This is a genomic window from Nocardioides sp. NPDC057767, assembly GCF_042798275.1.
GTDB lineage: Bacteria > Actinomycetota > Actinomycetes > Propionibacteriales > Nocardioidaceae > Nocardioides.
Map to the genome: position 1 here is coordinate 1 of NZ_JBHVKJ010000015.1, position 18,914 is coordinate 18,914.

The window sequence follows — 18,914 nt, forward strand, 5'->3', positions numbered from 1 at the left end:
GTGCTATCGGCGTGGAGCAGCCCTCTCCCGTAGGTGATTGTGCCGCGGCCACACTGGGGCCGCCGCCCCTGATAGCCAGCCAAATCTTTCTCGACGTGGTCCGGTGTCAAGGATCGCCGAAGGCGACCGGCGAAGCCGGCGGCCGAAGGCCGTCCTTTACTCCGGGCCAGGTCGAGAAGACCCTCAAGGAAAGGGTCGGCGGCCCACTCCAGCCAGAAAGATCAGTCCTCTACCGACGCCAGACCCGACGCAAACTCGAAGACGACGCGATCAGCAAAAAGCTACTTCACCGTCCGAGCAACCTCAGGCAGCTCCCCGGACTCACGCAGCGAGTCGAGCAGATCACCGGGAAGGATCCAGACGGTGGCGTACGGGAAGGGCCGCTCTCGCAACATCACCGCGCCGGTGACGAAGGCGGGCTCGCCCTGCGGGCAGGAGAAGACGATGTCGTCGCCCCACTCCCACTCGCGCTCGACGATGGTGGGGAGCATCCACCACATCAACCAGTTGCGCTCGGAGTTCATCGCGGAGCGCCGTCGGGGGCAGTTGTCGTCGTAGGCCACGACCGCGTCGGGGTGCTCGGCGAGGATCGAGCGAAGGTCGTCGACCACCGGAGTGGCGTGGTCGAAGCGGTCGTGGAACTTGTCGGAGGCCACGTCGGCGACGGCAGAGCCGGCGGTGCCCACGGCCAGGACGAGGGCGGTGACGACCACCGAGCGCACCCGGTCGGAGAGCCACAAGCTGCGCCGGGAGAGGGCCGAAAGGAGCGTCCAGATCGCCAACGGCACCAGCGAGCAGAGGGTTGCGATCAGCCAGAAGCGGTTGTCGTTGGTGAAGGACGGGATCGGCCCGGGCTGCGGGAACTGGCCGCCGGGAAGTGCCCACCACCACGGGATCGCGCCCGGGATGTGCGCCGGGGTGGTGTAGGCCCAGGTGGGTGCGTCGGGGGCGACGACGAGGATGGTCACCAGCGAGATCCCGGCGACGATCACCCAGGTCCAGACGAGGACGGCCCGGGAGCGTACGGCCTGGATCGCCGCGCAGACCCCGGCCAGCACCAGGACCGCGAAGACCGGGTCGATGTAGCGCCCGTAGATCCAGTAGTCGAAGCGCCGCCACTCCATGGTGAACAGCGAGTACTCGTTGCCCCAGTTCAGGCAGCTGAGGACGTACATCGAGCCGGCCGCGATCAGCACGAACCCGGCAGGCCCCACCTGCCGCCCACGAAGCTCTTTCCAGAACGCCGCGGTCACCACGACCAGGCCGACGACCACGACGCCGAAGCTGCCGATCATCTGCGTCCAGGCCTCACCGGCGAAGGTGTCGACCCAGTACCGCGGGTTGGCCTGCGTGACCTTCTCGAAGAAGCCCTGCGCCTGGATGAACTTCCACGGCACCAGCTGCGCGTGGAACCAGAGCGCAGCCTTGTTGGCGACCACGGCGAGCCCACCGGTGGCGACCAGCCCGACGAGGGCGACGAGGGCGACCTGCCGCTTGCGTACGAGGAGGCCGTGCGCGAGGAGGCAGATCAGCCACAGCGCGACCGCGGCGACGAAGACCTGCATCCGGGCGTGGGAGAAGAGAGCCAGCGCGGTGACCAGGCTGAGCAGAAGTACGCCGCGGTAGGTCGGCTTCTCCCAGAGCCGGAACGCGACCAGCGTCGCCACGACGACGAGCAGCGTGACCAGCCGCTCGGAGAGGATGTAGTCGGCCTGGATGGCGCGCGGTGGCAGGGCGGTCACGATGGCGCCGGCGACCACGCCCTGCGCCGGGGTGACGCCGCTGAGCCGCACCGCGACCCGCGCCAGCGGCCAGATCGTGAGCATGCTGATCACCAGACCGACGACGATCGCCAGCTGGTAGAAGACGAAGACATTCGACGTGATCAGCCACAACGGTGCCAGCAGCACGCCCCAGCCGGGGTAGTAGCCGGGGGTGTTCAGCTGCGGCGAGTCGAGGCCCAGAACGGTCCGGCCGTGGATGACGGTGCCGATCTCGTCGTACATGAACGAGAGGTTCGAGCCCCAGGCGACGTAGACGTTGATCGCGAGAGCGACCACGACGGAGACGACAGCGGCGATGCGCCAGAACCGATCCACGCCGCGGAACATATACCCACCTCATAGGCTCTGACGGGTGGACTCCCCGAAGCTGCCCATCCATCTGAGAATCACCCAGGACCCCCACGACCGATCCGGCCATCTGCGTGCCGACGACGGCTGGGTCGAGAAGGCCTGGACGGACGAGACCACGAGGGTGCTCGTGGTCGCCGGCAACCGGGTCGAGCCGTCCGGCGAGACCGGAGTGAGGTGGCGTACGCCGGCGGAGTCTCCGGAGGGGATCCGGCTGCTCCTCGGAGACACCTCCGAAGGAGCCAGGTTCGCCGTGCTCACCGGACGCGAGGAGGCCGGGGAGAGCTGGCGCGACCTGCGCGGACTCTTCCCGGCGATGCTCGCCGACACCACCGAGGCGAGCTTCCTGATGCACGCGATCGGCCTGGCCGAGTGGCACCGGGCGACCCGGTTCTGCTCGCGGTGCGGCGGCAGCCTGATGCCCCGCGCGGCCGGTCACGAGCTGGCCTGCCCGGAGGGCCACCTGACCTTCCCGCGCACCGACCCGGCGGTGATCATGCTGGTGACGTCGGGGGAGCCCGGGACCGAGGAGGAGCGCTGCCTGCTCGGCAACCACACCCGTTGGCCCGCCCCCAACTTCTCCACCCTCGCCGGCTTCGTCGAGCCGGGGGAGTCGCTCGAGGACGCGGTCCGTCGCGAGGTCGCCGAGGAGGTCGGCGTACGAGTCGGGCAGGTCGACTACTTCGGCAACCAGCCGTGGCCGCTGCCGGCCAGCCTGATGCTCGGCTTCTTCGCACGTGCGGCGTCGACCGAGATCACGGTCGACGAGGACGAGATCCGCGAGGCGCGCTGGTTCACCCGCGCCGATCTCGCCGCGGTCGCGGAGAGCGGCGAGATCAAGCTGCCCAGCGGCATCTCGATCAGCCGGTCGCTGGTCGAGGCCTGGTACGGCGGCGAGCTGCCCGGGTCGTGGTGACGGGAGCCCGAGCAGGGATCAGACCAGCTCGGCGAGCTTCGCCTTGACCTGGGCGATCGACGGGTTGGTCATCGCGGTGCCGTCGGAGTAGACGAGGGTGGGGACGGTCTGGTTGCCGCCGTTGACCTGCTCGACGATCTGGGCGGCCTCGGGCACCTGCTCGATGTCGACCTCGTCGAAGGTGATGTCCTCACGGCCGAGCTGTCCCTTGAGTCGCTGGCAGTATCCACACCAGGGCGTGGTGTACATGGTGAAGCTACTCATCGGGACTCTCCTCATCAGAACTGTCGGTGCGAGCCAATAGTGTTGACCCGCAAGGCACAACGTTCCCACCCCGAGGAGTTCTTCCCGCCCATGACCCCCGAGTCCCTCCTCGCCGCCCTCGACCCCGAGCAACGCCGGGTGGCCGAGGCGCTGCGTGGTCCGGTCCGGGTGCTGGCGGGTGCGGGGACGGGCAAGACCCGGGCGATCACCCACCGGATCGCCTACGGCGTCGCCACCGGCGTCTACGCGCCGCAGGAGGTCCTCGCGGTCACCTTCACCACCCGGGCCGCGGGGGAGATGCGGCAGCGGCTGCGTGCCATGGGCGCCGGTGCGGTCCAGGCGCGCACCTTCCACTCCGCCGCCCTTCGCCAGCTGCGGTTCTTCTGGCCGAAGGTCTACGGCACCGAGCTGCCCACCCTGACCGAGTCGAAGATCCCGCTCATCCGCGCGGCCGCGCAGCGCCAGCGGGTCAATGTCGACCAGGCCCTAGCGCGCGACCTGGCCTCGGAGATCGAGTGGTCGAAGGTCTCCAACGTCCACCCCGACGACTACCCGAAGTCGGCCGAGGCGCGGGGCCGGGAGGTCGGCGGGCTGACCCCGTCGATGGTGGGACACATCTACGCGGCCTACGAGGACGTCAAGCGCACCCAGGCCCGCATGGACATGGAGGACGTGCTGCTGCTGACCGCCGGGCTCCTGGAGCACGACGAGCGGGTCGCGGCGCAGGTCAGGCGGCAATACAAGTGGTTCACCGTCGACGAGTTCCAGGACGTCTCGCCGCTGCAGTCGGCCCTGCTCGACCTGTGGCTGGGCGGACGCAACGAGATCTGCGTCGTCGGCGACCCGGCCCAGACGATCTACACCTTCGCCGGCGCCGACGCGGCCTATCTCCGTGACTTCCCGAAGAAGCATCCCGGCGCCACCTCGGTCGAGCTGGTCCGCAACTACCGCTCCTCGCCCCAGGTGGTGCGAGCGGCCAACAAGATCCTGGAAGGCACGCCCAGCGCCGGTGTCCAGCTGCAGGCGCAGCGCGACGCGGGACCGGCCGTGGAGCACGTCGAGCAGCCCGACGAGGTCGCCGAGGCCGAGGGCGTCGCCGCCGAGATCCTGCGTCTGCACCAGTCCGGCAAGCCCTACAACGAGATGGCGATCCTGTTCCGGATCAACGCCCAGTCCGAGGCCTACGAAGACGCCCTGACCGCCCGCCGGATCCCCTACGTCGTGCGCGGCGCCGCCAGGTTCTTCGACCGGCCCGAGGTCCGCGAGGCGGTGACCCGGATCCGAGGCGCGGCGCGAGGTGGCCAGGGAGCGGTGATCGGTGACGAGCTGCTGGAGTCGGTCCACGGGATCCTGGCCGGGATGGGCTGGACCTCGGAGCCGCCGGACGGCCGCGGCCAGACCCGGGACCGCTGGGAGTCGTGGCAGGCGCTGATCGACCAGGCGCGTGCCTTTGCCGCGGCCGGCGGCGACCTGGCGGGCCTCGTCGCCGAGCTCGATCGTCGCGCGGCCGAGCAGCATGCACCGGTGCCGTCGGGCGTGACCCTGGCGACCTTCCACGCCGCCAAGGGACTCGAGTGGGACTCGGTCTTCCTGGTAGGGCTCCAGGACGGCACGATGCCGTTCATCCTCCGCGGGGAGGAGCCGACGCCGGCCGAGATCGAGGAGGAGCGACGCCTGCTCTACGTCGGCCTCACCCGGGCGCGGGTGGACCTGACCCTGTCCTGGGCACTGGCGCGCCAGCCGGGCCAGGCCGCGCGGCGCCGGCCGTCGCGGTTCCTCGATCCGCTGCGCCCGGCGCGTTCCACGGCTCCGGCACGGCGCCCGGGCTCCGGGAAGGCCCGGATGTGCAAGGCCTGCGGCGGGCCGCTCGGCTCGGCCGCCGAGAAGCGGATGGGCCGACACGACGGCTGTGACGCGCCCTACGACGAGGAGCTCTACGGCCGACTGAAGCAGTGGCGCAAGGACACCGCCGAGGCGATCCGCAAGCCTGCCTTCGTGGTCTTCACCGACGCGACCCTGGAGCAGATCGCCGAGCAGAAGCCGGGCACGCTCCAGGATCTGCAGCGCATCGCCGGCATCGGCCGCGGCAAGGTGGAGGCGTACGGGTCGGAAGTCCTTGATGTGATCGCCGCCGAAGCCTGAAAACCCTCCAGAGAAATTCCTCGAAATCAACCGGTTTAATCGTTTGCGGCCGACCTGCCCGGCCGGTTACTGTTCTTTCATCAAGTAAAGCCCGCGTGCCTGTTGAGCGCGCCCGACAGCCCCGAAGGAGGTGGCCCCAGTGAAGATCAACACGATCCAGACGCCGATCAATGGCATCGCCATGTCCGCGTGCGGCCACCCCGAGCTGTCCGGTCCGACCTGGGCCACCCCGGCTACCGGTGCCTTTATGGGCGCCGGTTACGGCATGCGCGTCGAGGGACTCGTGTCCCCGCAGGCGGATGCCATCAAGGTCAAGTCCCACGGGATTCGAGCCTGGAGCTGTCCGACTACGTAGAACCACGTAGTCACAGCAGCCTCCAGGCCGCGGAACCCGAAACCCGGGATCCGCGGCCTTTCTGTTTCTCAAAACCCGCGATCAGTCACAAAGGAGGTGTACATATGACCAGCACTCTCGAACCATCGGTGCTCGAGCCCGTCGAGACCACTCTCGGTGTTCTCCATGACCGCGCCAACCGCTACGACGAGGACCTGCTGCCCTGCCGGGCCAACAACCCCGAACTGTGGTTCGCCGAGTCCCCTGCCGACGTCGAGTTCGCCAAGGCGCTCTGCGCGACCTGCCCCGTGCAGCCGCTCTGCCTCGCCGGCGCCCTCGACCGGCGTGAGCCCTGGGGCGTCTGGGGTGGCCAGCTGCTCCTGCAGGGGAAGGTGATCCCGCGCAAGCGGCCCCGTGGCCGGCCCCGCAAGGACGCCGCCTGATCGACCGAACAGCACCGAAGCACAGACCGCCGTTTCAACGACGAAAGGCAACAGCTATGAACACGATTGTGATGACCATGGGCGCAGGAGCCCGCTGACCAGCAGGTCGGCATTCGAAGAGGGACGACAACAGACATGAACACCAACCGAGTACGGAGCACTCAGATGAACTTGCTTTACGAAGACCTGGCGCGCGCGCAAATGTCCGCGCGCCTGGGAGAGGCGCGTGAACTGCGGCGAGGCCATGCCCTCGTCAAGGCCGCTCGCCTGGGCCGCAAGGCCGAGCGAGCCGCCGTCCAGGCGAAGCTGGCTCTTGCCCGCGCGCTGTAAGTCCCCCATGGGACATCAGGCCTCACCCCTCTGATCGCGGGTGTGGAAGATGACCGGCCAGTCCGAGAAACCCTCGGACTGGCCGGTCCTATATTTCAGCCGAGCCCCGTCAGAGGTCGGTCGCGATGATCCTCTCGATGTTCCGCTCCGCGAGGGCGGTGATCGTGACGAACGGGTTGACGCTCGTGTTGCCGGGGATGAGCGCGCCGTCGATGACGTAGAGCCCGTCATAGCCGTGCAGTCGGCCGTAGTTGTCGGTCGCCTTGTTCAGGACCGCACCGCCCAGCGGGTGATAGGTCAGGTGGTCGCCCCAGATCTTGTTCGTGCCGAACAGGTCGGTCCGGTAGATCGTCCCTTCGGTCTTGTTGATCTTGTCGAAGATCGTCTTCGCCATCGTGATCGAGTCCTGCTTCCAGGCGGTCTGCCAGGACAGGTCGACCTTGCCGCTCGTCGGGTTGTAGCTGAACGCGGCCCGCCGCTGGGTCTTGGTGATCGCGAGATAGAAGGACGCGAACGTCTCGAGACCGGCAGGCAGAGGCGCGACCTCGGCGAAGGCGCCGCCGGCGTCCCAGTTGTCGATGCCCGAGCACGGGATCGTCGACTGCACGTCACCGGTCGGGTCCCACATGTGGTTGGCGCGTCCGACCATCACGTTGCCGTTGTCGCCCCAGCCCTGGCCGATCTCGCCGTTCAGCGCGGGCAGCGCGCCGGTCGCCTTCAGCTTCACCAGCAGCTTGCTCGTACCGACGCTTCCGGCCGCGAAGAACACCTTCCCCGCGTTGACCGTCTTCGTCGTCACCACGTCGCCGGCGGTGTTGATCTGTTCCAGGACGACGTCGTACCCACCCGTCGCCGCGGGCCGAACCGATGTGGCCCGGTGCAGCGAGGAGATCGTGACCTTCCCGGTGGCGGCTGCCTGGGCGAGGTACGTCTTCGGCAGCGTCCTCTTGCCGTGGTTGTTTCCGTAGATGACCTCCTGGGCCAGCGCCGACTTCGGGACGCTGCCGTTGTCCTCGGCCATCATGTAGTTCCAGTCGTACACGTCCGGTACGAACGTCCACGCGAAACCCGAGCGCTGAGCATGCTTCCGGCCCACACGTGAGTACTGGTAGTACGAGGTCCGTTCGAACCAGTCGGGGTCGACCGATCCGACGCCGAGGGCTGCATTGGCGCGCGGGTAGTAGGTGGAGTACATCTCCGCGGCGTCCACCGAGGGCAGGACGGCTCCGAAGTTCTCCCGCTTCGGGGTGACGGCCATGCCTCCGTTGACGAGTGAGCCGCCGCCGACTCCTCGTCCCTGGTAGACGGAGATACCGGCGAAGTCCTCGGCGTCCAGGATGCCGGCGTACTTCGGGACGTCCTTGTCGATGGGAAACCCCAGGAAGTTGCTGAGTGGCTGCTTGGTCCGCGTACGCATCCAGAAGGACCGATAGTCCGGAGCGCTCACCTTCGGATGGATCTTGCCGTCCGGGCCGGGCGCGACCGTGGCCCAGTCCTGGCCCATCTCGACCATGTGGACGTTGATGCCTGCCTGGGCCAGACGCAGGGCGGCGACCGAGCCGCCGTAGCCGCTCCCGATGACCAGCACCGGCACCTGTGCGCCGTTGCCGATCGACGACGCGGCTGCCGACGCCCAGGTCGGGCTGGTTCCGAATGCTCCTCCCAGCATCCCGACCCCAGCCAGCGAGCCCGCGCCGAGCACGAATCCCCGGCGCGAGAGCCCGCGCGACCGGTCGTGTCGTGGTGTGTTGCTCAAGATGACCTCCCTTTTCATCACTGATTGCTAGAACATGTTCTAGTATGCCGGTGGGGGTGTCAGGGGTTTCGCAACATTCACGCAGAGCGACAGGGAGGTCGCATGGTCACCGCATGCGTATGGGGCACGGGAAACATCGGTCGACTCGCCATCCGGGCCGTCGATGCACATCCACGACTCGAGCTCACCGCCGTGCTCGTCCACGACCCTGCGAAGGTCGGTCGTGACGCGGGTGATCTCGGAGAGGTCGGCCGCGAAATCGGCGTCGCCGCCACCGACGACATCGACGCGGTGCTCGCGACGCGTCCGCAGGCCATCGTGTACGCCGCGTCGGGCGACATCCGTCCGGACGAGGCCCTCGCCGACATCGTGCGAGCGCTCCGGTCCGGCGCGGTGGTCGTCACCCCCGCTCTCTACGCGCTCTACGACCAGCGCAACGCCCCGGCGGAGATGCGCGAGCCGGTGCTGGCCGCGATCGCCGAGGGCGGCGGATCCCTCTTGGTCTCCGGGGTCGACCCCGGTTGGGCCAACGACGTGCTGCCGCTGCTGGTCAGCGGTCTGGGAAGCACCGTGGACGTCGTCCGGTGTCAGGAGATCTTCGACTACTCGACCTACGACCAACCCGACTCCGTCCGCTATCTCGTCGGGATGGGCCAACCGATGGACTACGACGCGCCGATGCTGGCCGAGACCGTGCCGACGATGGTGTGGGGCGGACAGGTCAGGCTGATCGCCCGCGGGCTCGAGGTCGAGCTCGACGAGATCCGGGAGACGGTCGAGCGGCTGCCGCTGGACGAGACCGTGACGACCGCGTCGATGGGGGCGTTCGAGAAGGGCACCCAAGGTGCGGTGCGCTTCGAGGTCCAGGGGATCGTCGGCGGCGAGCCGCTCATCGTCGTCGAGCACGTCACCCGCATCCATCCTTCCTGTGCCCCGCACTGGCCGACGCCGCCCGACGGCGACGGCGCCCACCGGGTGATCATCGAGGGCGACCCGCGGATCGAGGTGACGGTCGAGGCGACCGACAAGGCCGGCAACCGGGCGGCCGGCGGCAACGCCACCGCGGTCGGGCGGCTCGTCGGCGCGATCGAGTGGCTCATCGATGCAGGTCCCGGACTCTACGACGCGCTGGACGTGCCGCTGCGTCCGGCGACGGGCAGGCTCGGCGCGGCCAGGGCCGCCGCCGTTCAGGAAGGTGTGACCGCATGATCATCGACGTCCCCGAGGGGCAGGAGCCGATCGCGTACGTCTGGGGCCAGATGGTCCCCGGGATCGGCCCGGCTGCGGCCGGTCTCTCGCTCGCCGTCTACGAGCACACCACCCTCGGGCTCCGCGAGTTCGAGGCCGCCCGGCTGCGGATCGCGCAGATCAACGGCTGCGTCTTCTGCCTCGACTGGCGCACGGAGCGTGACGGGGAGAAGGTCGAGGAGTCGTTCGCCGAGGCGGTCGAGGAATGGCGTACGACCGACGCATTCGACGACCGCACCCGCCTCGCCGCCGAGTACGCCGAACGCTATGCGATCGACCATCACGGCATCGACCAGGACTTCTGGGACCGGATGTCGGCCCACTACACCGATGCCGAGATCGTCGAGCTCAGCATGTGCCTCGGATCGTGGCTGGCGTTCGGTCGGCTCAACCACGTCCTGGGCCTCGACACCGCCTGCATGCTGCCCGCCCGGAGGTAACACGGCCCTGACAATCAGGTGATGCAGAATTTCGGTGTTGCGCCCTCTGAACCGCAGGATCTCGACCTATCGTTGAGGCATGAAGACCTGCGATTTCTGCGGATGCTACGAGGCCGACCCCAACCGCCTCCTCGCATGGACCACCGCGGTTGAGCGTGGGCGCTCGAAGGCGTTCTGCGAGGCCTGCTCGCGACGTCACGTGCGCTCCATGGAAGCCAAGCTCGACTCCGACTGGTGGGCCTAGACACCCAGTCACAACCGTTGTGGCGCCTCGATGCCGAGGAGCCCGAGTCCCTCTGACAGCACTCGCCGGGTCGCCTCGCACAACGCGAGCCGGGTCTGCCTGACCTCACCGTCCGCCTTGAGCACGGGACAGTTCTCGTAGAAGGCGGTCAGCGCTGTCGCCAGACCGTAGAGGTACGCCGTGAGGTGATGCGGTTCCAACGTGTCCACGACCTTGGCGACCACGGCTGCGAACCCGGTCAGCTCCAGTGCGAGCCGCTGCTCGGCCGGGTGGGACAGGGTGCCGACGGCGCGATGTCCTGAGCTTGTCGAAGGGTACGTCTGCTGCGGTGTCTGCGCGAGGATGCTGCACACCCGGGCGTGGGCGTACTGCAGATACGGGCCGGTCTCGCCGGTGGTGGCCGACATCCGGGCGACGTCGAAGGCGTAGTCGCGGGCGAGGTGGTTGGAGAGGTCGGCGTACTTCACGGCGGCGTTGGCCACGGCGCGTACGGCCTCGGGGTTGTCGTAGCGCGCGGCGACGGCCTCCTCGGCGTCGTCGAGGAGCGAGGTGAGGGTGACCGTCTCACCCGAGCGGGTCTTGAAGGGCCGGCCGTCGGCGCCGAGCACGGTGCCGAAGCCGATGTGCTGGACGTCCACCGAGTCGGGCAGCCAGCCGGCGGCGCGGGCGACGGCGAAGACCATGTCGAAGTGGTGGCTCTGCCGGTGGTCGACCACGTAGACGACCCGGTCGACCGCCAGGTCGTCGATGCGGTGCCGGATCGTGGCGAGGTCGGTCGCGGCGTAGCCGAACCCGCCGCCGGCCTTCCGCACGATCAGCGGCAGCGGCGTGCCGTCGCGACCGGTGAAGCCGTCGGGGTAGACGACCTGGGCGCCGGCCGACTCGGTCAGCAGCCCCGCTGCCCGAAGGTCCTCGACGACGCCGGGAAGCCGTGGGTTGTAGCGGCTCTCGCCGTCGAAGTCGTCCCTGGTCAGCAGTACGCCGAGCCGGCTGTAGGTGGCGTCGAACTCGGTCAGCGACGCGTCCACGAGCGCCTGCCAGAGCGCGAGCGTGGTCGGGTCGCCGGACTGCAGCGCCACCACCCGACGCCGGGACGAGTCGGCGAAGCCCGGGTCGTCGTCGAAGCGCGCCTTGGCCCGCTGGTAGAGGGCGAGCAGCTCGCTCATCTCCAGGTCGGCGACGGCCGCAGGGTCGTGGAGCTCCTCGCCGAGCAGCTCCTCGACCAGCATCCCGAACTGGGTGCCCCAGTCGCCGAGATGGTTCTGTCGCACCACCTCGTGGCCGGCGTAGGCCAGCACCCTGGCCAGGGAGTCGCCGATGACGGTGGAACGCAGGTGGCCGACGTGCATCTGCTTGGCGACGTTGGGGGAGGAGTAGTCCACGACGACCCGCTGCGGGACCTGCGGCGTGGGTACGCCCAGCTGCGGGTCGGTCAGCATGTCCTCGACGGCCTCGCCGAGGACGGCGGGGGACCAGGTGAGGTTGAGGAACCCGGCACCGGCCAGCTCGAGGGTGGCGAGCTCGTCGACGTCGACGGCGTCGACGAGACGGGCGCCGATCTCCCGCGGCGGCAGGCCGAGCAGACCGGCCAGCCGGAGCGGGAGGTTGGACTGGAGGTGCCCGAACTCGGGCCGGGTGGTTGGTCGCAGCTCGGGATCGATGTCGGCGTAGGCGTCGCCGAAGCAGGCGACGACGGCGTTCTGAAGGTGTGCGGACAGGGCAAGGGTGTGCTCGTGCACGAGAGGGTCCTAGACGGTGAAGAGGGCAGGCTGACGCGAGGGCGGGGTCAGAGACCCATGCCTCGTCGTCGCAGCGCGCTCTTCGTGACCATGTCCGCAAGGGTGCCGGAGGGGTGAGTCGAAGGTCAAGCCGGTTCGCCCGTCTCCGCCCTGGCCGAGGCGATCAGGTCCCACGCACAGCCGCAGTAGGGATGTCGCAGCCACGGTCGCAGGGTGGGCTCGTCGTCGCGGGTGAGGACCACCGACGTCGACCACGATGCGGGGGTGCGCCCGGCCAAGTAGGTGCGGGCGTCGCGTACGGCCCAGGAGAGCGCCAGCGACTGCAGCAGGGCGTCGCTCGGCACCTCGTTGCCGACGAGCTGGCTCACCACCACCGCCCGTCGGTCGTCCTCCTCGGCGAGGGTCGCGTCGACGCAACGCAGGCAGGCGGTGACGCCGGGAACGACCAGCGGTCCCACGGTCCAGGTGTCGGGGCCGCTCTCGACGACAAGGTGTGCCCGGCCCGCGCGCACCATCTCATCGGTCCGCTCGCGGTCCAGCGGTCCGTCGGAGAAGAACACGACGAGGTCCGGCTGGGCGGTGAGGTCTGCCCCGATCAGCGCCCGCGCTGCCGAGACCAGCGTCGGCGGTCCGTCGAAGCCGACCCGTGGTGGCGGCTCGCTGCGCTCGGCGTCGATCACCAGTCCGGCGTTGGCAAGCTGCTGCATCGCATGCCGCCCGGGCAGATGATCGGGCTCGGTCGCTCGGCCGGCGGCGAGGTCGGTTAGCAGGCGGCGTACCTCCACGCTGTCCTGCACGATCGCCCGCCGAGGCGGGTCGATGCCGATCTGAAGTCGGGTCTCATCACGTCGTACGGCCACATACCCCGGCCGAATCCGGTAGCGCGTGCTCATGTCAGGGAGTCTCACACCGCCCGAGATTCCGCGCATCAACAATCCACAACCCCTGTGGATAACCTGCCGAGACGTCGCTCGCGTCGGTCGAGTCGGCACCAGCGTGACGCTTCGGCCGACGGGGCCGACGCCTCGGCAAAACGTGGCAGCGGCGCCGCCGGACATGCCGGGGGCGCCGCCGCCAGTCGTGCACTGGTAGGTCTCGAGCTGCGCTGGGCTAGCGCTCCGGGAAGCGTGGATCTCGACCCGCTTCGCGGGTTCGCAGGCTCACCCGCTGCGCTCGCTCGATCCCCTCGCGTTGCGACCCCGCTCCTTCGTCGCGGGGTCGCAGGCTCGGGCTCAGGCCTTACCGAGGATGCGGTTGAGGTTGGTGCTGCAGACGGGGCAGACGGCCTTGGCCATCTTGGTGCCCTTGTCGTTCACCCGGATCTCACCGGTCGCCTCGCGCTTCTCCTTGCACTTCACGCAGTAGAACTCGCCGCTCCAGGTCTCCGCCATGACGGCCTCCTTGCCTATGTGTCACTGGTCGTCGCGACGGGGTTGTCAGGGAAGCCCGTCGGAAGCTCGTCATGACGAGCCGACTCGACCCTACGACACGCGGCGCTTTCTGCGGCAACACGGGCTGTCGAGCGAGTGTCGGCGTGTTGGCGTCATACCGGGGGATTCGGGGGTTTCGAGGTTGCATCGAAGGCTCCCGCGAGGCCTGGGAGGCGATCGAAAACTGGAGGGACCCCCGGTGCCTGGATCGTCCTTCGCCTTCCCCTTGCGAAGGCCGTCCGGCGGCGCCGGGGGTCCCACTGACATCGAACTTAAAGAGGATGTGGGAGCCCGTCAACGTCCCACTCCGCGAGCCTTGTGGACAAGATGTGGACAACCCCGCTTTGCTTGGGGACAGCCGGTGGAAGACATGCCCGTTTCTGTGGGTAACCAGGGTGAACGGATGGAGAATGATCGGTTGAATACAGACCGTGACCTGCGAAAAGCATTCTCCACCGGCTGTGGAGGATAAAAATAGTTGGAGGAAGATTTGGTAGGCGAGGCGTTGTCCCCCGTCGCAGCCCTGCGACGGATCGCGTTCCTGCTCGAGCGCGGCCGTGAGGACAGCTACAAGGTGAAGGCCTTCCGCACCGCGGCGGCCGCGATCCTTCCGCTCCCCGAGGAGGAGGTACGCCGCCGCGCGGCCGAGGGCACCCTGACGGAGCTGAGCGGGGTCGGAGCGAGCACGGCCAAGGTCATCACCGAGGCCGCGCGTGGCGAGGTGCCGCAGCGGCTGGCGGACACCGAGCGGGTCCACGGCGGTCCGCTGACCGACGGCGGGGCGGGGGAGGGGCTGCGGACCAGGCTCCGCGGCGACCTGCACAGCCACTCCGACTGGTCCGACGGCGGCTCCCCGATCGAGGAGATGGCCTTCACCGCGATCGAGCTGGGCCACGAGTACCTCGTGCTCACCGACCACAGTCCGCGCCTGACCGTCGCCAACGGGCTCAGCGCCGCCCGCCTCGAACGCCAGCTCGGTGTCGTCGACGCGGTCAACGACCACCTCGCCGGGCGCGGGTTCACCCTGCTGAAGGGGATCGAGGTCGACATCCTCGACGACGGCAGCCTCGACCAGTCCGACGAGATGCTCGCGAAGCTCGAGCTCCGCGTCGCCAGCGTCCACTCCAAGCTCAAGATGGACAGGGAGCTGATGACCAGGCGGATGGTCACAGCGGTCTCCACGACGCGGATGAACGTCCTCGGCCACTGCACGGGCCGGCTGGTCACCGGCAACCGCGGCACCCGGCCCGGCAGCCAGTTCGATGCCCGCAAGGTCTTCGAGGCGTGCGCCGAGCACGAGGTCGCTGTCGAGATCAACTCCCGGCCCGAGCGGAGAGACCCGCCGACCAAGCTTCTCGAGCTCGCTCGCGACATCGGTTGCCTCTTCTCGATCGACTCGGACGCACACGCTCCGGGGCAGCTCGACTTCCTCGTTCTGGGGTGTGAACGAGCCGACGCGGCGGGTATCGAAGAGGAACGGATCATCAACACCTGGCCGCGGGACCGCCTGCTGGCCTGGGCGAACAGGTAGTTTTTTGAACTATGGACGGCCCGGAGATCGAGGTACGGCGCAGCAAGCGGCGTCGGCGTACGGTCTCTGCCTACCGTGACGGCGACCGCATCATCGTGATGATCCCGGCCGCGATGTCGCAGCGCGAGGAGGCCGAATGGGTCGAGCAGATGGTCGCACGGCTGGAGAAGGCCGAGCGGCGGCGCAAGCCCAGTGACGATGACCTGATGCGACGGTCGGCCGCCCTGAGCGACCAGTACTTCGGCGGTCTGGCCAAGCCCGACTCGGTCCGCTGGGTCGACAACCAGAACAGTCGCTGGGGTTCGTGCACCCCCGGCGACCGCTCGATCCGGCTGAGCGACCGGCTGCGGGGCATGCCGGGATGGGTCGTCGACTACGTGCTCGTCCACGAGCTCGCCCACCTCTTCGAGGCCAAGCACAACGACGCCTTCTGGGCCTGGGTCGACCGCTACCCCCAGGCCGAGCGCGCCAAGGGCTACCTGGCCGGCTGGTCCGCCGCCGCCAAGCTCCCCCCTCCTCCTGGCGAGGAGGAGGACGACGTCGAAGAGATCGACTGACCCACGGCATAGGTGAGCGCCACGGTCCCGAGGCTCGTCGAGGCGATGTCCACGAGCTGCAACGAGCTCGGCAGCGGCAGGCCGCCGAAGAGCCGCTTGCCGGTGCCGAGCAGCAGTGGGTGCAGGAACAGCCGCAGCTCGTCGACCAGCCCGGCTCCCATCAGTTGGCGGACGAGGTCACCGCTGCCGAGCACGACGACGCTGCCCGAGCCGTCGGCCTTGAGGTCGCCCACCGCCTCGAGGACGTCGGTGTCGAGCACGGTCGCCCCGCTCCAGGTCAGGTCGCGGAGCGTGCGAGTCGCGACGTACTTCGGGGTGGCGTTGAGACTCGCCGCCATCGGGTCCGTGTCGGGCTGGGCCGGCCAGAATGCGGCCATCTTCTCGTAGGTGCGCCGTCCGAAGAGGTAGGCCGACGTCTGGGCGCCGATGTCGGGGGAGAGGACCTCTCCGAGGGCGGCCCCGAACGGTCCGCCCCAGCCGCCGTGCTCGAAACCACCGTCCCGGTCCTCGTCAGGGGAGCCCAGCCCCTGCATCACTCCGTCGACGCTCAGGAACTCCACGATCGAAAGTCTTCGCATGACCACATCCTGCGCCGCGACCGAATCGACTGGCTTGAACGAAATCGACCGGCGATGATCGGTCCATGACGGGCGTGAACCATGAGCTCGTACGACTCCCCACCCACCCAGGCCTGCGGGGACTGGTGGCGGGTGTCGTCGGTTTCAGCGAGCAGTCGGACGTTCCGCTCGAGCGGCGCCAACCCGCCGGGACGCTGCTGCCGCTGCTGCTCTCCTTCGGCGACCCCTTCGAGATCGTCGACGTCGCCGCCGGGGTGGGGGAGGGGACGTACGGCTCCTTCCTCTCCGGCTTCATGCCCGGGCCGGTCTCGACCCGATCCGGCCGCAGCCACGCCTGCGTGCAGGTCTACCTGACGCCGCTCGGCGCCACCCGGCTGCTCGGCGTGCCGGGCCGGGAGATCGCGGCCAGCGTGGTGACGGTCGAGGACCTGGTCCCCGGACTCGGAACGTCGTTCTCGGAGCGGCTCGCCGAGGCCGGTACGTGGCGGCAGAGGTTCGATCTGGTCCAGTCTGCCCTGCTGGCGCGAGCCGGTGACCCGGCCGACCCGCTGGTGTCCTGGCTCTGGGACCGGATCGCCGAGTCCGGGGGCCAGGCGCGCATCCGCGACCTGGTGGCCGAGACCGGCTGGAGCCACCGCCACGTCACGACCCTGTTCCAGCGCAGCGTCGGGCTCACCCCGAAGGCCGCCGCGGGCGTCCTACGTTTCGAACGGGCCGCCGCCGATCTCGGCCGCCTGCCCGTCGCCGAGGTCGCGGCCCGCCATGGGTATGCCGACCAGAGCCATCTGACCCGCGACACGGTCAGGTACGCCGGCGAGCCGCCCGCCGTTCTCGCCGCCAGTCGGCGGCCGACCGCGCATACAGCGCTCGGGACCACCCCGGCCGGCTCGCGTGTGGGCTAGAGCCGAGCCTGCGCGAGCTTGATCAGCTCGATCAGGCTGTCCTCGGGATCGGGGATCGCGTCGACCGGCCACCAACGTACGTCCAGGGACTCCTCGCTCACCTCCGGAACCGCACCGGCAGGAGCGACGGCCATGAAGCGCACGTCGAGGTGATGGACGTCCCCTGACGGAGCGCAGAAGGGCACCGGGTGCTCGGAGAGCTGCACCAGCCCGGGCAACGGCACCAGGTCCGGCACGCCGGATTCCTCACGCAGTTCGCGGGCCGCGGCCGCCCACAGGGTCGGGTCGCCCTGCTCGAGATGACCACCGAACTGGAACCAGCGCCGCGCCTTGCGGTGATGGGTCAGCAGCACCGCGGAGCCGTCGTCGGAGAGCACCACGCACGAGGCGGTCAGGTGGTCGGGGACGCACGACTTGAAGACTCCGGTGGGCTCGGCCTCGAGGTGGGCGACGTAGCGCTTCCGCAAGGTCTCCTGCGGAGCCGACGGAGCAGCCCACGCCCGCAGGGCCGCGAGCGCGTCAGCGTGCAGGCTCACTCCTCGCCCGGGTTGTCGGAGTCGGTCCCGCCGAGCAGCTTCTTGAGCTCCTCGTCGAAGTCGATCGACTCGACGTCGGGGGCCTCGGCACCCTCACGGAAGCCGAGGGGGTCGTCGAGATCTGCCGAGGTGGGCAGCAGCGCCGGCGACATCCAGACGCCGTCGCGGGCCTCGATGCCCTGCCGGGTGCGCAGCGAGCCCCACAGCGCGGCCGCGTCCCGCAGGCGTCGCGGACGCAGCTCGAGCCCGACCAGGGTCGCGAAGGTCTGCTCGGCCGGACCGCCGGCAGCGCGGCGGCGGCGTACGGCCTCCTGCAGCTGCGCCGCGACCGGCATCCGCTCGGCGGTGGCCAGGGCGACGACCTCGTCGACCCAGCCCTCCACGAGCGCCAGCACGATCTCGAGCCGCTCCAGCGCGGCCTTCTGAACCGGCGAGTCGGGCACCTCGAACATGCCCTCCTCGAACATGTTCTGCAGCTGCGTGGGGTCCTGCATCGCGGAGAGGTCGAGGCCGCGCATCTGCTCCTCGATCCGCTGCTGCATGGCCTCCATGTTGAGCTCGACGCCCTGCGCGTAGTCGGTGACGGCGGTGACCACATGGTCGCGCAGCCACGGCACGCCGGCGAAGAGCCGCTGGTGGGCCGCCTCGCGCAGAGCCAGGAAGAGCAGCACGTCGTCGGTGCTGACCCCCAGACCCTCGGCGAAGGGCTCGACGTTGACCGGGAGCAGCGCCGCCTGGCCGGTCTCGGCCAGCGGGATGCCGATGTCGGAGACCGAGATGACCTCGCCGGCGAGGTGACCGAGGCCGGTGCCGGCCTGGTTCGCGTACAACGCGCCCATCGCCTTGCCGACGAACCCGATCATCGGGCCCATCTGCGCCTTCATCTCCTCGGGCAGCTGACCGCTCATCGCGGCCGCCGTCGAGGCCGCGACCGGCTCGATCAGCGGCTTCCACGCGTCCAGCGTGTTGACCAGCCACTCGGCCTTCGACCAAGCGGTGGCGGACTTCACGCCGGACGGGAAGGAGGTGGTGTCCTCCAACCAGTGGTCGGCCAGCTGGATCGCGTCGGCGACCGCGTCCTTCTGCTTCTGAGAAGGCGTCGGGTCGGGCGTGGACGCGGCGACCTTTCGGGCGAGGTCCATCGCGACGTCCCAGTTCAGCGGGCCGTCATAGGGCTGTAGCAGCGACTGGATCTGACCGAAGATCTGGCTCAGGTCAGGCATGCCGCCGGGGCCGCCGCCGACGCCGCCGATGGGGAAACCACCGAAGAACGCTTCAAAGGGCGTGCCCTTGAAGGGGTTCTCCGGCTCCTCCGGCTCGTCGGGGCCACCTGGGGTCTGACTCATGTGTCCAGCCTACGCGGTTACGGAAGCCCGCTGTCAGCAAGCACTA

Annotated in this window: 20 protein-coding genes; 11 read left to right on the forward strand and 9 right to left on the reverse strand. The window is 69.2% G+C overall.

Annotation, left to right across the window (positions count from 1 at the left end):
- Positions 1-281 precede the first annotated feature (281 nt).
- On the reverse strand, positions 282-2,099 hold the full coding sequence (locus ACFVDI_RS09830) for a hypothetical protein (RefSeq protein WP_378903613.1): 1,818 nt from the start codon (positions 2,097-2,099) through the stop codon (positions 282-284).
- Positions 2,100-2,136: 37 nt separating this feature from the next.
- On the opposite strand from ACFVDI_RS09830, the gene nudC reads away from it, so the two are divergent.
- On the forward strand, positions 2,137-3,048 hold the full coding sequence (gene nudC, locus ACFVDI_RS09835) for an NAD(+) diphosphatase (protein ID WP_378903616.1): 912 nt from the start codon (positions 2,137-2,139) through the stop codon (positions 3,046-3,048).
- Positions 3,049-3,066: 18 nt separating this feature from the next.
- Here the strand turns inward: nudC and ACFVDI_RS09840 are convergent, their stop codons facing one another.
- Positions 3,067-3,312 carry a mycoredoxin gene (locus tag ACFVDI_RS09840; protein ID WP_045551315.1) on the reverse strand — a complete coding sequence of 82 codons (246 nt, stop codon included), beginning with the start codon at positions 3,310-3,312 and terminating at the stop codon, positions 3,067-3,069.
- A 90-nt stretch (positions 3,313-3,402) separates the two neighbouring features.
- Between ACFVDI_RS09840 and ACFVDI_RS09845 the strand changes: the two genes are divergently transcribed.
- From ACFVDI_RS09845 to ACFVDI_RS09860, 4 genes are all read left to right on the forward strand, one after another.
- The gene (locus ACFVDI_RS09845; protein ID WP_378903619.1) at positions 3,403-5,454 is read left to right on the forward strand and encodes an ATP-dependent DNA helicase UvrD2; all 2,052 of its coding nucleotides are present in this window, start codon (positions 3,403-3,405) and stop codon (positions 5,452-5,454) included.
- 139 nt (positions 5,455-5,593) lie between these two features.
- A complete protein-coding gene (locus ACFVDI_RS09850) occupies positions 5,594-5,809 on the forward strand; it encodes a hypothetical protein (RefSeq protein WP_378903622.1) in 216 nt (71 codons plus the stop codon).
- Between the two features lie 104 nt (positions 5,810-5,913).
- Complete coding sequence (locus ACFVDI_RS09855; protein ID WP_378903625.1) at positions 5,914-6,231, forward strand: WhiB family transcriptional regulator; 318 nt, start codon at positions 5,914-5,916, stop codon at positions 6,229-6,231.
- A gap of 165 nt (positions 6,232-6,396) precedes the next feature.
- Positions 6,397-6,561, forward strand: coding sequence for a hypothetical protein (locus ACFVDI_RS09860; RefSeq protein ID WP_229788002.1), 165 nt, complete (start codon positions 6,397-6,399; stop codon positions 6,559-6,561).
- Positions 6,562-6,670: 109 nt separating this feature from the next.
- On the opposite strand, the gene ACFVDI_RS09865 is transcribed toward ACFVDI_RS09860, so the two are convergent.
- On the reverse strand, positions 6,671-8,317 hold the full coding sequence (locus tag ACFVDI_RS09865) for a GMC oxidoreductase (protein ID WP_378903628.1): 1,647 nt from the start codon (positions 8,315-8,317) through the stop codon (positions 6,671-6,673).
- A 102-nt stretch (positions 8,318-8,419) separates the two neighbouring features.
- Between ACFVDI_RS09865 and ACFVDI_RS09870 the strand changes: the two genes are divergently transcribed.
- The 3 genes from ACFVDI_RS09870 (at position 8,420) to ACFVDI_RS09880 (ending at position 10,249) form a co-directional block, all read left to right on the forward strand.
- The gene (locus ACFVDI_RS09870) at positions 8,420-9,526 is read left to right on the forward strand and encodes a dihydrodipicolinate reductase (protein WP_378903631.1); all 1,107 of its coding nucleotides are present in this window, start codon (positions 8,420-8,422) and stop codon (positions 9,524-9,526) included.
- The gene (locus ACFVDI_RS09875) at positions 9,523-10,005 is read left to right on the forward strand and encodes a carboxymuconolactone decarboxylase family protein (protein WP_378903634.1); all 483 of its coding nucleotides are present in this window, start codon (positions 9,523-9,525) and stop codon (positions 10,003-10,005) included. Before ACFVDI_RS09870 ends, ACFVDI_RS09875 begins: the two co-directional genes overlap by 4 nt.
- A 79-nt stretch (positions 10,006-10,084) precedes the next feature.
- On the forward strand, positions 10,085-10,249 hold the full coding sequence (locus ACFVDI_RS09880; protein ID WP_186348934.1) for a hypothetical protein: 165 nt from the start codon (positions 10,085-10,087) through the stop codon (positions 10,247-10,249).
- A gap of 8 nt (positions 10,250-10,257) precedes the next feature.
- Here ACFVDI_RS09880 and argS read toward each other — a convergent pair whose 3' ends face one another.
- From argS to ACFVDI_RS09895, 3 genes are all read right to left on the reverse strand, one after another.
- Positions 10,258-11,967, reverse strand: coding sequence for an arginine--tRNA ligase (gene argS, locus ACFVDI_RS09885; protein ID WP_378903874.1), 1,710 nt, complete (start codon positions 11,965-11,967; stop codon positions 10,258-10,260).
- 146 nt (positions 11,968-12,113) lie between these two features.
- On the reverse strand, positions 12,114-12,881 hold the full coding sequence (locus ACFVDI_RS09890) for a hypothetical protein (RefSeq protein WP_378903637.1): 768 nt from the start codon (positions 12,879-12,881) through the stop codon (positions 12,114-12,116).
- A 339-nt stretch (positions 12,882-13,220) separates the two neighbouring features.
- Entirely contained in the window at positions 13,221-13,379 is a 159-nt protein-coding gene (locus ACFVDI_RS09895; RefSeq protein WP_091051197.1) for a DUF5679 domain-containing protein, read from the reverse strand.
- 544 nt (positions 13,380-13,923) lie between these two features.
- Between ACFVDI_RS09895 and ACFVDI_RS09900 the strand changes: the two genes are divergently transcribed.
- Together ACFVDI_RS09900 and ACFVDI_RS09905 are read left to right on the forward strand one after the other, a co-directional pair.
- On the forward strand, positions 13,924-14,949 hold the full coding sequence (locus ACFVDI_RS09900; RefSeq protein ID WP_378903640.1) for a PHP domain-containing protein: 1,026 nt from the start codon (positions 13,924-13,926) through the stop codon (positions 14,947-14,949).
- 11 nt (positions 14,950-14,960) lie between these two features.
- Positions 14,961-15,506: a M48 family metallopeptidase gene (locus ACFVDI_RS09905; RefSeq protein WP_378903643.1), complete on the forward strand. Its 546-nt coding sequence runs from the start codon at positions 14,961-14,963 to the stop codon at positions 15,504-15,506.
- Here ACFVDI_RS09905 and ACFVDI_RS09910 read toward each other — a convergent pair.
- The gene (locus ACFVDI_RS09910) at positions 15,425-16,084 is read right to left on the reverse strand and encodes a dihydrofolate reductase family protein (RefSeq protein WP_378903646.1); all 660 of its coding nucleotides are present in this window, start codon (positions 16,082-16,084) and stop codon (positions 15,425-15,427) included. The two genes, ACFVDI_RS09905 and ACFVDI_RS09910, sit on opposite strands and share 82 nt — an antisense overlap.
- 65 nt (positions 16,085-16,149) lie before the next feature.
- On the opposite strand from ACFVDI_RS09910, the gene ACFVDI_RS09915 reads away from it, so the two are divergent.
- Positions 16,150-16,986 (forward strand): helix-turn-helix domain-containing protein, encoded by an 837-nt coding sequence (locus tag ACFVDI_RS09915; RefSeq protein WP_378903649.1) that lies wholly within the window; start codon positions 16,150-16,152, stop codon positions 16,984-16,986.
- Here the strand turns inward: ACFVDI_RS09915 and ACFVDI_RS09920 are convergent.
- Complete coding sequence (locus ACFVDI_RS09920) at positions 16,983-17,522, reverse strand: NUDIX hydrolase (RefSeq protein WP_378903652.1); 540 nt, start codon at positions 17,520-17,522, stop codon at positions 16,983-16,985. The two genes, ACFVDI_RS09915 and ACFVDI_RS09920, sit on opposite strands and share 4 nt — an antisense overlap.
- Positions 17,519-18,868 (reverse strand): zinc-dependent metalloprotease, encoded by a 1,350-nt coding sequence (locus ACFVDI_RS09925; RefSeq protein WP_378903655.1) that lies wholly within the window; start codon positions 18,866-18,868, stop codon positions 17,519-17,521. The genes ACFVDI_RS09920 and ACFVDI_RS09925 overlap by 4 nt, the downstream gene beginning before the upstream one ends.
- Between the last annotated feature and the right edge of the window lie 46 nt (positions 18,869-18,914).

What these genes read in the sequence shown, in the direction of transcription:
- ACFVDI_RS09860 (WP_229788002.1), top strand. Translation starts at nt 6,397, where the DNA reads ATGAACTTGCTTTACGAAGACCTGGCGCGCGCGCAAATGTCCGCGCGC.
- ACFVDI_RS09910 (WP_378903646.1), bottom strand. Translation starts at nt 16,084, where the DNA reads ATGCGAAGACTTTCGATCGTGGAGTTCCTGAGCGTCGACGGAGTGATG.
- ACFVDI_RS09915 (WP_378903649.1), top strand. Translation starts at nt 16,150, where the DNA reads ATGACGGGCGTGAACCATGAGCTCGTACGACTCCCCACCCACCCAGGC.
- ACFVDI_RS09870 (WP_378903631.1), top strand. Translation starts at nt 8,420, where the DNA reads ATGGTCACCGCATGCGTATGGGGCACGGGAAACATCGGTCGACTCGCC.
- ACFVDI_RS09895 (WP_091051197.1), bottom strand. Translation starts at nt 13,379, where the DNA reads ATGGCGGAGACCTGGAGCGGCGAGTTCTACTGCGTGAAGTGCAAGGAG.
- ACFVDI_RS09890 (WP_378903637.1), bottom strand. Translation starts at nt 12,881, where the DNA reads ATGAGCACGCGCTACCGGATTCGGCCGGGGTATGTGGCCGTACGACGT.
- ACFVDI_RS09905 (WP_378903643.1), top strand. Translation starts at nt 14,961, where the DNA reads ATGGACGGCCCGGAGATCGAGGTACGGCGCAGCAAGCGGCGTCGGCGT.
- ACFVDI_RS09875 (WP_378903634.1), top strand. Translation starts at nt 9,523, where the DNA reads ATGATCATCGACGTCCCCGAGGGGCAGGAGCCGATCGCGTACGTCTGG.
- ACFVDI_RS09845 (WP_378903619.1), top strand. Translation starts at nt 3,403, where the DNA reads ATGACCCCCGAGTCCCTCCTCGCCGCCCTCGACCCCGAGCAACGCCGG.
- ACFVDI_RS09840 (WP_045551315.1), bottom strand. Translation starts at nt 3,312, where the DNA reads ATGAGTAGCTTCACCATGTACACCACGCCCTGGTGTGGATACTGCCAG.
- ACFVDI_RS09925 (WP_378903655.1), bottom strand. Translation starts at nt 18,868, where the DNA reads ATGAGTCAGACCCCAGGTGGCCCCGACGAGCCGGAGGAGCCGGAGAAC.
- ACFVDI_RS09855 (WP_378903625.1), top strand. Translation starts at nt 5,914, where the DNA reads ATGACCAGCACTCTCGAACCATCGGTGCTCGAGCCCGTCGAGACCACT.
- ACFVDI_RS09880 (WP_186348934.1), top strand. Translation starts at nt 10,085, where the DNA reads ATGAAGACCTGCGATTTCTGCGGATGCTACGAGGCCGACCCCAACCGC.